General features: G+C 36.0%; 14 protein-coding genes. 5 read left to right on the top strand and 9 right to left on the bottom strand.

Going from position 1 to position 12,798, the window contains the following annotated elements:
* Positions 1-355: 355 nt before the first annotated feature.
* From AC4GZ8_RS02335 to AC4GZ8_RS02325, 3 genes are all read right to left on the bottom strand, one after another.
* Positions 356-1,264: a carbohydrate ABC transporter permease gene (locus tag AC4GZ8_RS02335; RefSeq protein WP_491080184.1), complete on the bottom strand. Its 909-nt coding sequence runs from the start codon at positions 1,262-1,264 to the stop codon at positions 356-358.
* Positions 1,265-1,330: 66 nt separating this feature from the next.
* Entirely contained in the window at positions 1,331-2,650 is a 1,320-nt protein-coding gene (locus AC4GZ8_RS02330; protein WP_491080183.1) for an ABC transporter substrate-binding protein, read from the bottom strand.
* Between the two features lie 236 nt (positions 2,651-2,886).
* On the bottom strand, positions 2,887-3,927 hold the full coding sequence (locus tag AC4GZ8_RS02325; protein WP_491080182.1) for a LacI family DNA-binding transcriptional regulator: 1,041 nt from the start codon (positions 3,925-3,927) through the stop codon (positions 2,887-2,889).
* 271 nt (positions 3,928-4,198) lie between these two features.
* Here AC4GZ8_RS02325 and AC4GZ8_RS02320 point away from each other — a divergent pair, with 271 nt between their 5' ends.
* On the top strand, positions 4,199-4,345 hold the full coding sequence (locus AC4GZ8_RS02320; protein ID WP_491080181.1) for a BH0509 family protein: 147 nt from the start codon (positions 4,199-4,201) through the stop codon (positions 4,343-4,345).
* 70 nt (positions 4,346-4,415) lie between these two features.
* On the opposite strand, the gene kynA is transcribed toward AC4GZ8_RS02320, so the two are convergent.
* The 3 genes from kynA to kynU are packed head-to-tail and all read right to left on the bottom strand — an operon-like array spanning position 4,416 to position 7,204.
* Complete coding sequence (gene kynA / locus AC4GZ8_RS02315; protein ID WP_491080180.1) at positions 4,416-5,249, bottom strand: tryptophan 2,3-dioxygenase; 834 nt, start codon at positions 5,247-5,249, stop codon at positions 4,416-4,418.
* A complete protein-coding gene (gene kynB, locus AC4GZ8_RS02310; RefSeq protein ID WP_491080179.1) occupies positions 5,246-5,908 on the bottom strand; it encodes an arylformamidase in 663 nt (220 codons plus the stop codon). Before kynB ends, kynA begins: the two co-directional genes overlap by 4 nt.
* Positions 5,909-5,920: 12 nt before the next feature.
* Positions 5,921-7,204, bottom strand: coding sequence for a kynureninase (gene kynU, locus AC4GZ8_RS02305; protein ID WP_491080178.1), 1,284 nt, complete (start codon positions 7,202-7,204; stop codon positions 5,921-5,923).
* A 619-nt stretch (positions 7,205-7,823) separates the two neighbouring features.
* Between kynU and AC4GZ8_RS02300 the strand changes: the two genes are divergently transcribed.
* Genes AC4GZ8_RS02300 through AC4GZ8_RS02290 form a run of 3 tightly spaced genes read left to right on the top strand, consistent with a single transcriptional unit; the run spans position 7,824 to position 8,497 of the window.
* Positions 7,824-8,090, top strand: a complete 267-nt coding sequence (locus tag AC4GZ8_RS02300; RefSeq protein WP_491080177.1) for a LytTR family DNA-binding domain-containing protein — start codon at positions 7,824-7,826, stop codon at positions 8,088-8,090.
* Complete coding sequence (locus tag AC4GZ8_RS02295) at positions 8,087-8,209, top strand: hypothetical protein (protein WP_491080176.1); 123 nt, start codon at positions 8,087-8,089, stop codon at positions 8,207-8,209. The genes AC4GZ8_RS02300 and AC4GZ8_RS02295 overlap by 4 nt, the downstream gene beginning before the upstream one ends.
* Before the next feature lie 9 nt (positions 8,210-8,218).
* Positions 8,219-8,497 (top strand): DUF3021 domain-containing protein, encoded by a 279-nt coding sequence (locus tag AC4GZ8_RS02290; RefSeq protein ID WP_491080414.1) that lies wholly within the window; start codon positions 8,219-8,221, stop codon positions 8,495-8,497.
* Between the two features lie 403 nt (positions 8,498-8,900).
* Here the strand turns inward: AC4GZ8_RS02290 and AC4GZ8_RS02285 are convergent, their stop codons facing one another.
* The 3 genes from AC4GZ8_RS02285 to AC4GZ8_RS02275 all read right to left on the bottom strand — a co-directional run bounded on the left by AC4GZ8_RS02285 (position 8,901) and on the right by AC4GZ8_RS02275 (position 10,712).
* The gene (locus tag AC4GZ8_RS02285; protein ID WP_491080413.1) at positions 8,901-9,287 is read right to left on the bottom strand and encodes a VOC family protein; all 387 of its coding nucleotides are present in this window, start codon (positions 9,285-9,287) and stop codon (positions 8,901-8,903) included.
* A gap of 96 nt (positions 9,288-9,383) precedes the next feature.
* Positions 9,384-9,662 carry an ArsR/SmtB family transcription factor gene (locus AC4GZ8_RS02280; RefSeq protein ID WP_491080412.1) on the bottom strand — a complete coding sequence of 93 codons (279 nt, stop codon included), beginning with the start codon at positions 9,660-9,662 and terminating at the stop codon, positions 9,384-9,386.
* A 189-nt stretch (positions 9,663-9,851) separates the two neighbouring features.
* On the bottom strand, positions 9,852-10,712 hold the full coding sequence (locus tag AC4GZ8_RS02275; RefSeq protein ID WP_491080175.1) for a LysR family transcriptional regulator: 861 nt from the start codon (positions 10,710-10,712) through the stop codon (positions 9,852-9,854).
* 196 nt (positions 10,713-10,908) lie between these two features.
* Between AC4GZ8_RS02275 and AC4GZ8_RS02270 the strand changes: the two genes are divergently transcribed.
* Entirely contained in the window at positions 10,909-11,991 is a 1,083-nt protein-coding gene (locus AC4GZ8_RS02270; RefSeq protein ID WP_491080174.1) for an NAD(P)H-dependent flavin oxidoreductase, read from the top strand.
* Positions 11,992-12,798 lie beyond the last annotated feature (807 nt).

Genomic DNA, 12,798 nt, shown 5'->3' with positions numbered 1-12,798 from the left:
CCTGGTTTGGCTTATAGATTACTTTTTGGCTTCACAACCCTGATGATGGACACTTCTTCGGCCATGCGACCTCATTTTGGTCTTCATACCCCCAATGATGGACACTTCTTCGGCCATGCGACCTCATTTTGGTCTTCATTACCACGATGATGGACACTTCTCTACGCATTCGACTTCTTTTTGGTCTTCATTACCGCGATGATGGACACTTCTCTGAGAAATCGACTTCTTTTTGGTCTTCATACCCACGATGATAGACATTTTACAAAGCACCCGACTTCTTTTTGGCCTTCATAACCCCAATAATGGACATTTCCCTTGGCCAAGAACCGCACTTCTCTTTGCTGACCCTGTTCTATCCTTTCGTTCCCGTAAACGTAATCCCTTCGATGAAATATCTTTGGAGGAAGAAAAAGATAATAATGATTGGTAATGTCATTGCAACACCAATAGCCATAAGTAAGCCCCATCTTGGATCGTTTTGCGACATAATTTGTTGAACTCCTAAAGAAAGTGTGTAACGGCTATTATCACTTAAGAAAATAAGTGGCCCTAAAAAGTCTCGCCATGCTTCAATAAACTGAAAGATGACAACTGTTGCTAGGATTGGTTTGGATAAAGGTAAAATAACCTTCCAATATACAGTGAATTCATTAGCTCCATCCATTTTCGCTGCTTCAGATAATTCTTTCGGTATTCCTTTAAAAAACTGTCTTAATAAAAAGATAAAAAAAGCGTTTCCAAAAAAGTGCGGAACAATCAAAGGATAGAAACTTCCAATCCATCCAATTTCTTTAAATAAGAGGAATAAAGGTATCATAATAACCTGAAAAGGAAGCATTAATGTTGCCAAAACAATAATAAATATGCCATCTCGATATTTCCATTCAATTCTAGAAAATCCATAAGCAATCAACGAATTTGATAGAACGGCCCCAATACATGTAAACACCACAACGATGAGGGTATTTTTTAAATAGAGCCAAAATGGAAAAGCCGAGAACGCTTCCTTATAATTCGACCAATTTAAGACCTCTGGGATCCAAACAGGCGGATCGGCAAAAAGCTCTGAGCTATCCTTTAAAGAGCCTGAGATCAGCCAAAGAAATGGCACAACAAACGCTAAAGAAAATAAAATTAAAATTAAGTAGACAAGAAACTTATTCATATATTTGTTCGCTCTTGTTAGTGGTCTCACCTGCTTTTGATTTGGAAGAATAGTGCGTTGGTGTTTTGATTCCTCAGCTGGGAGTGTCATCTTCATATAAGTCTCCCTCCTTACCTTTTTTAAAGGGCCGGATTCTGCCGAAGCAAAATCCGGTACTGCTCTTTATTTTTTATCCAGCTTTTCTTGTAATTTATCTTGAGATTTCTGAAGGAGTTCTGCCGGGTCTGCATGATTATAGATAACATCGTCGCGAATGCTTGTAATTTCATCGCCCATTTCGCTGGCTACAGAGGTTAATGCAGGGTGACCGGAATCTGGAGAATCTGCAACATTTAACACGGTTTCATAAACATGGTCATTATCCCATGTGATGGCATCTGATTTTTCTTTCCAAATTGAGATCGAGCGCCAGATGTTGATATTATCCGCTAACACTTTATCTTGGTTGCCATATAAAGCAAAATTGATGGCTTCTTGCGGGTTTTTCGCTCCTTTAGGAATGAAAAATACGTTTGTTCCAAATACAGTTGAATCTTTTCTTCCACCTGGAGGGCTAGGAATCGGTGCAACTTTATACTTTGTATCTGGAGAGTAAATTTTAAGAGCATTTGCAAACCAGTTACCACTCACTGTCATCGCTACTTTTCCAGTCATAAATGGGTGATCTGGAGAAAAAGCCCCCCCAAATCCAGACGTGAAAGACTTGATTTTTTCCGGGTTGTATTTCACTGCATAACTATCCATCCACTTAAATGCATCAATCATAGGCTGCTCATTTAATGCTATCTTTTGGGTTTCAGTATCATACATGTTTGCCCCAAATGCCCATGGCCATGTATATGGATCCTCCCCTGCATCGATCCAAGGAATAAAGCCTAACGTCTCAAAGCTTCCATCATCTTTTACCTTTGTTAACTTTTCTGCTGCCTTATCAAGCTCTTCAATTGTTTTTGGCGGATTTTCAGGATCTAATCCCGCGGCTTCAAACATGTCAACATTATAGTAAAGCAGATTAACGTTAGAATCTTGTGGAAGAATGTATGTTTTACCATCAGGCAGTTTCATTAAATCGCGAAACCCATCAAGAACTGTATTCTCATCAAAGCCTGCTTTTTCTAAATATTCATCCAGAGGTTCTAATGCACCTTGGGATGCTAGACTGTATGCAAGTTGATAGTCATTTCCATCCCCTAATACTAAGTCAGGCGGATTCCCGCCGGAAATGGCCGATAATAGCTTTCCATTCGTAATCCCGTCAGGAACGTATACTGCATTTACCTTTGATCCTGTTTCTTCTTCATAATCTGCAATTCTTTCTTTATCCCATTTTTCAGAATCCCCTCCCCATGGATACCAGTATGTAAATTCTTTGGAGTTTTCATTAGATGTTGATGAAGACGAGGAACCGGAACTTGAACAACCTGAAAGGACCAACATAATAACAAGAAATGAAATCAAAAACATTGAAACGGTTTTCTTCACGATTAAACCCCCTTGTTTTAATGAAAAATTCCCCCAGAAACGAAAACAGGAACGGATGATTTTAATGAAATGTTTTTAAATCAGACACCCCCTTTAAAGTCTTGACCGCATCTTATAAACGCGCGTTCACAATTCGCCATAAAAAATGATGACAATTCTATCCCCAAACAGTTAGGTAAACGCATACATTTTATTTTCGGAAAAATTCTAGGTGAAAATGGAGGGAACGAAGGAGATTATAGAGAACGACATGATTCCCTGACAATCAATTCAGAACTCATTGTTACTTTAATCCCCTTTTTATTTGTGTGTTCAATCGTTTTAATCACATCATTTGTTAAGCCTTGCATCATCGAGGTAAAATCTGCTTTAAACGTTGTTAGAGGTGGATGATATAACTTACTTAATACATGATCATCAATCCCAATTATTGATAGATCTGATGGAACATGAATGTGCTTTTCATTAAGAGCCCGAATCGCTCCAAATGCGATACTATCGTTAGCTGCAAAAAACGCTGTAGGTAATTCAGTCTTTCTTTGTAAAAAGTTTTTCATCGTGTGATAGCCATTGGTGCTGCTAAAATCTGACTGCAGGATCCATTCATTTCTAATTGGTAGACCATGATGTTTCATAGCTTTAAGAAAGCCTTCATACCTGGCCGATCCGGCATGTCTTCGTAGATCACCGTTGAGAATCCCGATGTTTCGATGATTAAGACTAACTAAATAATCAATCGCTTTTTCGGCCCCTTCTTCATTATCAAAGCTATACACAATCCGATTAGGTTCATCACGTCCAGGCAAATCCTGATCGACAATACCGATGATAAATCCTTCAGCAATAAGCTCTTCGATAAAAGGTTCGTGATTATCAGCTCCCATAAATATACCTGCATCAATGCGATTTTGATAAAAAACTGTTTTCACGCGTTCTATGTTTTTGGGAGATTTACAATCTCTGATAATATTTGTTAGGACATAGTAGTCATGAGATGACGCTTCCTCTATCACACTAGCAATAAGCATATTGCTGGTTGGATCACTTGATACACTACCTTTATCAATGATAAACAACCCAATATTTCTCATGTTTTTGCCAGCAAGAACCTGTGCGGACATATCGGGGAAGTAATTGTATTCTTTGATGACTTTCATCACCTTTTCCCTGGTTTCTGGTGGAACGCTTGGATAATTGTTGATCACCCTGCTTACCGTACTTCTTGATACCCCTGCAAGCTGGGCTATTTGTGTGCTATTCATTTTATTTCTCTTCAAAGTATCTTCCCTCTTCCGTGAACGCGTGTTTATTAATTGGTTTCATTCTATATTCATAATAGGTGAATGTCAATAAGTAATTTTAATTTTTTGAATATTTCATCATCCAACTCTCCTAATCTATTTGTAAATAACGATTCTATATCATTTCTTGAAAAATCATCTCAAATTGATATTTGTTTGATCTCAAATTGAGATATATAATGAAATTAAGAAATCAAGGAAAACTTTAACAACATCCATTGCTTTTGAATTTTAAGGAGGATTGAACATGAGCCAATTAGCGAGAGAATCTAAAGTGAAGGCATTATTAGCCAAACAAAAATTCAATGAAAAAGAAATCGCAGAAATGTCTGATTCACAGATTGAATATTATCACTGGCTCTATTTTGTAGATTCTGTTTACGACTATATGTAAAAATTCATACAATATAACATAGCAAAAGCTTTTGTATCAAGTACAAAAGCTTTTTTTGTATGCTTTAGCTTTATAATTCAGTACGCAGATCCCATAACTCAGGGAAAAACCTTTGATCCAGAACTTGTTTTAAATAATTCACACCAGAAGAACCACCTGTACCGATTTTGAAGCCAATAATTCTTTCTACCGTTTTCATATGCCTAAAACGCCATTGTTGTAAGCTGTCTTCTATATCGACAAGTTTTTCGGCAAGTTGGTATAAATCCCAGTACCTTGCTGTATTTTGATAAACCGTAGTCCACGCCTTTTGAACACTTATGTCATGCTGGTATGGTTTCGTAACATCACGATTTAGTACAGCTTCAGATATCTCAAAGCCCCTGCGATGTAAGGTTTTTATTGAAATATCATACAGACTTGGTTCATTAAAAGCTTCAATAAGTTCTTTTGATAGCTTTGGATCCTTTTTATAGATTTTTAAAATATAATCAGTCTTGTTGCCCAGAGCAAATTCGATTAACCGATACTGGAAGGACTGAAACCCGGAAGAGCTTCCTAACTCCCCTCTAAATTCAAGATATTCTGAAGGGGTTAGTGTGGACAGAACATCCCAAGCTTTAATAATCTGAGATTGAATTTGTGAAACACGGGCAAGTTTTTTAAAGCTAACTTGTAAGTTCTCATCCAATATATCTTGTTTTGCTGCTGTAATTTCATGAAGGATTAACTTCATCCATAATTCACTTACCTGGTGAATGACGATAAACAGCATTTCATCATGATGATCCGATCGTCTTTTTTGACTAGAAAGAAGTGTATCAAGCTGCAGGTATTCACCATATGTCATTTTCTCATTAAAGTTTGTTTCGATATTTTTCTCATTATCTGTTGGTCTTTTCATCCTTTCAGCCCACCCTTCCCTTTCTCTTGACATCCTAATGGTCTAACAGCCGCTCTAACCGGACTACCGTCCCCGTGTTCAATTGGCAGCGGAAGCGCAGATAATTCGTATGTACCTGGAATAATATGGTCAAGCCGTATATTTTCAAGAATGTACATCCCATGCTTATTTATCCGATGATGAATTGGTAATTCCTTGCTATCGATTTGATCAACGGAAGGTAAATCAATTCCAATTAATTTTATTTCCTTGCTTTTTAAATAATCAACCGCTTCTATTGTTAGAATAGGAATTCGTTCTGGAAAAACGTTCAGATCTTTTATAGCTGATGTTCTTAGCAGTATTCGTTCCGAACCCTTTATATCAATTTTTTTTAATACATCAACATCGATCAAATCAAGTTTAGAAACATCAATAACTAGACATGGACCAATAAAAAGATTAATGTCTAAATCGGCTGCAGTGGTTCCATTATCTAAAAAATGAAAAGGTGCATCAATGTGTGTCCCTGTATGTAAACTCGTCACGATTTTCCCAACATTGACTGATCCTGTTTGCCATTTATGAAATAATACCTCATAAGAAAATGGAGTATCACCTGGCCAATGTGCCATATCATTCTTTAGTGGTTGAGAAATATCAATCCATTTATCTGGCATTCTTCCGCCTCCCTATGCAATAATCTCTCTACTATTTTCAAAATTCTTATATTGCTCTTCTACCATGATTGTCTTTAATACTTGAACTGTTTTCCATATATCATAGTATGAGTTATAAAGGGCAACAGGCCCAATTCTGACGTAATGAGGTGCTCTGAAATCAGGGATGATTTGTTGACTTTTCAAAGCTTTACAAATACTTGCTGCATGCTCGTGTTCTAGTAAAATATGGGCACCACGTTTTTCTTCTTCTAGTGGACTTACAATCTTAAATTGAAATTGTATCAGCTCAAGATTAATCAATTCGATTAAATAATTCGTCAAATCTAGTGACTTCCTACGAATATTATTTATTCCGACTTCATTAAACATGTCTAATGCTCCAATTAATGGCGCCATACTTAAAACATGCGGGGTTCCAATCTCATAGGCTCCTGCATCAGTATCGAATTCAAGGTCATCGTTCATATCAAACTGGACTTCTTTCTTCGAACTAAACCAACCAGCAATCCCTGGTGAGTGACCAAAATGCTTTTGATTGATATACAATCCAGCGACAGCACCAGGACCACCATTAATATGCTTATAGTTGCACCAAACAGCAAAGTCAACACCCCAACGACTTAATTCATGAGGGACTGCACCAATCGAATGACATAAATCAAAACCAATTAAAATACCACGTTTATGTGCTTCCTTCGTTAGCCGTTCCAAATCTAAAATTTGCCCGCTTCTATAAAGGACACTTGGTAAAAAAATGAAAGAAATCTCTTCTGTCATTTGGTTGATAATCTCGTCTTCATATAAAAATCCATCCTTGCTTTTCACTTGAATAAGAGCGGCTTTTGGATCATGCCCCTTCAGTAGGATTTGGCTTTTCAAAGCGTATATATCCGATGGAAACGTTGCGTCATCAGCCAATATTTTGCTTCGAGTTTTAGTAGGATGATAGAAAGTGGATACAAGCTGATGAATGTTAACTGTTGTCGAGCCTGTTACGATTACTTCAGTGTCATCTGCACCTACAAGCGGAGCTAACTGTTTCCCTAAATTATGTGAAAGATAAAACCACGGGTTATCCCCTTTCATCCATCCATCAATTCCGTATTCCTTCCATGATTGAAACACATTCATTAAAGATTTCTCTGCTCGTTTTGATAGAAGTCCTAGTGAGTTCCCATCTAAGTAAATTTTATCCCCGATATAAAATTCATTTTTGTAAATAGCCAACGGGTCTGCAAGATCTTTACTCTTAGCAAATTCAATTGTATTTACGTTCAAATCCTCACACCTCATTTATAATTGTCTGGATTGTTAAATCTTATTAATGAAGCCGTTAAAGTATCCGAAATTATCGGGAGAAATGGCAATATTTTAAACAACACTCCTACTTACCCTCACCATTGCGATCATTGATTTTTTTATATAGCAATCTTCATCAAGCTGTCCTAATAAGGTAGCGTCTTTCTCTAATCTTATTCATTTGATCATTCCAGACAAACTCGATCCATTTATGACTTGCTTTATAGCTACCTCAACAAATGGTTGTATTCGTTAAATGGAGGATGGGATCCCTTTTATGTAAGTCACCAGCTGTTTTCCACAGGTTACCCTCATTTCCCTTCCACTTACTGGAATTGCACAGACTTGAAAGGATTTTCATCATACAATTTGATTAGAAAGCTATGAGAGGATGAAATAAAATGAACATTTATTGACAGACATCGAGAGCAGAATCGATATACTTTAGGTGAAAAGAGGTGTCTGAAATTTTAAACTTTCACTTAATATTGACAAAACACTTAAAGAAACGAGAGTTATCATCGAAGGGCCTGAGCTGGATGAAAATATACAGGAACTCATAGACTTTATTTATGGGAGGGAACAACAATTCCTGATTGGAAAAAAGGGAGACATGCAACATATTATCGCCGTAACGGAAACAGATTCTTTTATTTTGAAAGAAAAATTATATGAGATCGAGGCCATGCTCCCTTCTAAAAAATTTATCCGCCTGTCTAAATCCGTTATCGCCAATTTGAATCAATTGAGCCGTTTTGAAGCATCATTCAATGGTACACTCTGCGTTTACTTCAAATCAGGAAAGAAAGAATATGTGTCTCGTACCTATGTCCCTGCGATTAAAGATGTTCTAAAATTGAATAGGAGGAAAGTAGCATGAAAACTTTTATTATCCGTAGTTTCATCGGTATTTTCTTCGGGGGCTTTATTGCGGTTTTAATCACCAATTTGAATATCCTTTTCGGTGGCTTGGAAATGATAGATGGTCCATTATTTTAAAAAAACTCCATAGGTTCTATTTTCTGCGGCTGGTTTTTTACAGTCAGTCCTTTGTACTTTGAAAATAGGAATTTGAAACTTTCCCAACAGACCATTCTTCATTTTTTAACCGTCACGATCCTCTACCTTTTCTTGGCACTCACGATCGGATGGTTCCCATTTAATATGATGAATATTTTGTTAACACTCTTAATTTCCATTGTTGTCTATACGATCTTTTGGGTTGCATTTTATCTTTACTTTAAAAATCAAGCACGGAAATTAAATGATGATTTAAAGAAACTGTGAGATTTTATGTTTATGAGGTACTAGGATTGCTTATACGCTTAATGGCGGATCCCATTTTTGCTCAGTTAGGTGGTAAGCATAGAAAAGACTTCTACCAGAAGTACTTTTAGTTGTTAAAAGAGCAGCTCTTTCTGTAAGGACCGCCCTTTTCTAAACTATCTTATTTCTTTGATTAATATTTCTACATCCATGGTTATTCGGGCTAATTCCCTTTGTTTTTCTTGAAGAAACATACTTGATCGTTTAATTGAACTATTTCAAATTTATACCTTAAATTTGTAAAACCCCGACCTAAATTTAGGTTAGGGTGAACATAAAGTTATTTAATTTTTGAATTAACACTTCACCGTTCTTCAACTTACCTTTAGTTTCGTTTAGAAACTAAGTTCTTTTTTTTATAACGTCACTTCTGCTCTATCATCTGAATAAGGTTTCCGCATGTATCGTCGAAGACAGCTATTGTGACTTTGCCCATTTCTGTTGGCTCCATCGTAAACTTTACGCCTTCTTCTACTAATTGTTTATACTCTTTGCGAATATCTGCAACTCCAAACATTGTGACTGGAATGCCATCAGCAAATAGCTTCTGTTGATACTCTTTTGCAGCAGGGTGATCATTAGGTTCTAGTAAAAGCTCGGTACCGTCTTGTTCATCAGGAGAAACAAGCGTTATCCACCTATATGCTCCGCTGGGAACGTCATGTTTTTTTACAAAGCCAAGCGTTTTTGTATAAAAGTCTAATGCTTTATCTTGATCTTGAACGAATATACTTGTAATAATGATTTTCATCATATTTTGGCCTCCTTTGATATTTGCGATGTATGGACCACTTCTAAAACTCTGGCTATAAATAGAAAAACTCATACATCGTCAATAGTTATAAAATTAGTCTACCCACCCTTTCAGTAAATTTTTAAGTGGTTCTTTGTTAAACATAAGTACTCGATATTTTCCATTTCGTTTTGATATGACGAGCCCTGCATCTTCTAATGTTTTAAGATGTTTAGCGATTGCCTGTCGCGAAATGGAAAGGTTGTGTTTCATAACGAGACGTGCCGTAAGTTCATACAACGTCAGCTCGTTGCGTTCGGAAAGTTCATCTAATATAAGCCGCCTAGTCGAATCGCTAAGTGCTTTGAATATTGCTTCTTTGTCCCAATCCATATGTTGATTATATGCAACTCCACGGTTGCTTGTCAAGCATAAGCAACTGTAGAGTTGCATGATAATGGAACCACATCATACAACCCCAAATCACACAAAAGTAGTTTGAACCATTATAGGAAAATAAATTCTTCACACTTTTTTAATGCAACTCCCCCCCCGTTTGCCATCTATGAAGTACTTAATACCTTAATCACTTAAGGTATCTATAAATTTAATTAAAGTCGCTGGTACATATCTTTCCTTTCTATAAATAAATATTGTTTTAACTTTTCCGTATTGATTCGGAATTGAATGATATCTAAGGGTTCCTTCTTGTATATGCTTTGCAACAACACTCAGTGGCAGCATACTTAGTCCTAGTCCAGCAAATACACAGCCGATGATTGCATCCAAGGTGCCAAATTCCATTACCTTATTTGGTATTACCCTCTCTTGGTGTAACCATTGTTCAAGCTTTTCCCGATATGAACATCCAGTACGAAATACAAGCATAGTCCTTGTTTGAATATCTTTAATAGAAGATATAGGTGGATGTTTGGGATCAGTTATGAGTACCAATTCCTCTTCAAATACTTCCCTTTGAATCAGTTCGGGGTGATGAATAGGTCCCGCTACAAAAGCTCCATCAAGTTCATACTGAAGAACCCCTTGAATATTTTCCTTAGTAGAACCTGTTTTTAAGGTTAGATCAACTTCAGGAAATTCTCTATGATACTTTGATAGTACGCTTGGTAATCGAACTGCTGCGGTTGTTTCCATTGAGCCAATAATTAACGGCCCTCTAGGTGTTTGATCATCAGTCATCATATTTTGAGTTTCTTCTATAAGATCAAATATTTTTTCTGTATATGTTAGCAACAAGCTTCCTTTTGCTGTTAATCTAGTCCCGCGATTATGTCTATAGAAAAGGGTTGTTTGAAGATCCGATTCCAACTGCTGTATTTTCATTGTGATATTTGACTGTGCATATTGAAGTTCTCTTGCTGCTTGAGATATACTTCCCGTCTTAGCAACAGTCTGAAAAATTTTTAATGTATGCAAATCCATTGTATTTCTCCCCCAACTGCCTTTTTGTCATCAAATTATCTGATAGCAACTATCATTATTATGTATTTTTCAATATATCAAAAAACAGATATGCTTTAAATAGATTAACTGTTTCATTTATTTGGAACTCAATTTAAAAGAGAATATTACGAATCAATACAATAAAAGGATGTATTCAAATCACGAGGTGAGATTTATGCTAAAGAATGAAATGATAAAACTTTTACAAATTCAGTATCCGATTATACAAGCTCCTATGGCTGGCGGAGTAACAACATCTACATTAGTAGCCGAGGTTTCAAATTCTGGAGGACTAGGAATGATTGGTGCAGGTTATATGACACCACATCAGATGCGAGAACAAATTAAGGAAATAAGACAGTTAACATCCAACCCCTTTGGAATAAACCTTTTTGTTCCCGATGAATATGATGTTATAGAGGATGAAGTAAAATCAGTTAACAAGATATTAAACCCTATACGTAAACAACTGAATTTACCTGAAAATGAAAGCTTTGAAATTCCTAATTTTCATACTGTTTTTGAAACGTTTACAGACCAATTAAATGTTGTAATTGAAGAGAAGATTCCTATTTGTTCCTTTACATTTGGCATTCCTTCTAAGAAAGTCATTGCTGAATTAAAAAAAAATAACATAACTCTGGTGGGAACGGCTACTACTGTTAGAGAAGCAGTTGAAAATGAAAAAGCAGGCATGGATATTGTTGTTGTTCAAGGTAGTGAAGCAGGTGGACATCGCGGGAACTTTTTCGATGGGTACCAGGAGAGTTTAGTCGGTTTAATGTCACTTATCCCGCAGGTTGTTGATAATGTAAACATTCCTGTTATATCTGCTGGAGGAATTATGGACGGAAGAGGATTAATGGCTTCTTTATGTCTAGGTGCAAAGGGTGTACAAATGGGAACGGCTTTCTTGACTTGTCATGAAAGTGGAGCACATAAGGTTCATAAAGAGGCTATTCTTAATGCTACAGAAGACACCACTATATTAACTCGTTCATTTTCTGGTAAATGGGCAAGAGGAATAAAAAATAAATTTATTTTAGAAATGCAGAGGCACGAAAGATTTTTACCAGATTTCCCAATTCTTAATATACTAACCCAGGATATCAGGAAGACTTCTATTGATCAAAAAAATAAAGAATTCGTGTCACTTTGGTCTGGTCAAAGTCCAAGATTAGCTAACAGTCAAACAGTTGAATCATTAATAAAAAATATTCTTGTAGAAGCTAATAAAATAAGTTTAAACATACAATAATTATATTTACTCATTGCTCTTATTTAGATCCCTTTTCAAACAATATTTTTATAGGTATTTGTACATTGGATTTTCACCTTACTAAAAAGCAGAAATTCAGTTAAAGATATAGCAAATACAAATGCCTTCCAATTACAAGCTTAAAGGGTTCCGTTTTCGGGTGCATTCTTAATAAATGACATAAGAAATGACGTGTAAATTGGTGCAAAGTCATTTTCTTTATTTATCAATTGTAATGAATATTTTTGATCGTACTGACATGACAATTGACATTGTTTTTTATAATGAACAACAATCATTGTACAAATAAAAAAACTGCCAAATTAACTGTCAATGTGACGGCAGATTAAGCTGTCAATTTTAATGTTTTTTAATTCCCAAGTGGTTCGGGTTGATGGAACAAATGGCATATGTTATAAAACTATTTCTTCTATTTTTTCGAAGAGATTTGGTCTTCATCACCTTTATGAAGACCATTTCCCCTGATTTTCCGAAGAGATTTGGTCTTCATCACCTTTATGAAGACCATTTCCTCCGTTTTTCCGAAAGGATTTGGTCTTCATCGACTTTATAAAAACCATTTCCTCCGTTTTTCCGAAGCGATTTGCTCTTTATAGGCCATATAAAGAAAACTCACCATATGCGGTGAGTTTTTACATTTTAATATACCAATTGCTTTGTCTAAACTTTTGTCATTTCGGCTTTAAATTTCAGAAAAGCACCTCAAAACGGAACCTTTTATTACAAGCTGGAAGCAGGGTTTTTTTGGTATTGAACAAATCATGATGTTATTAATCTTTTTTATAG

The sequence above is a fragment of the Metabacillus sp. RB-C-LZQ-3-1 genome, from assembly GCF_058315175.1.
The sequence above is the reverse complement of the archived record's forward strand: the minus strand, read 5'-3'. Positions and strand labels throughout refer to the sequence as shown.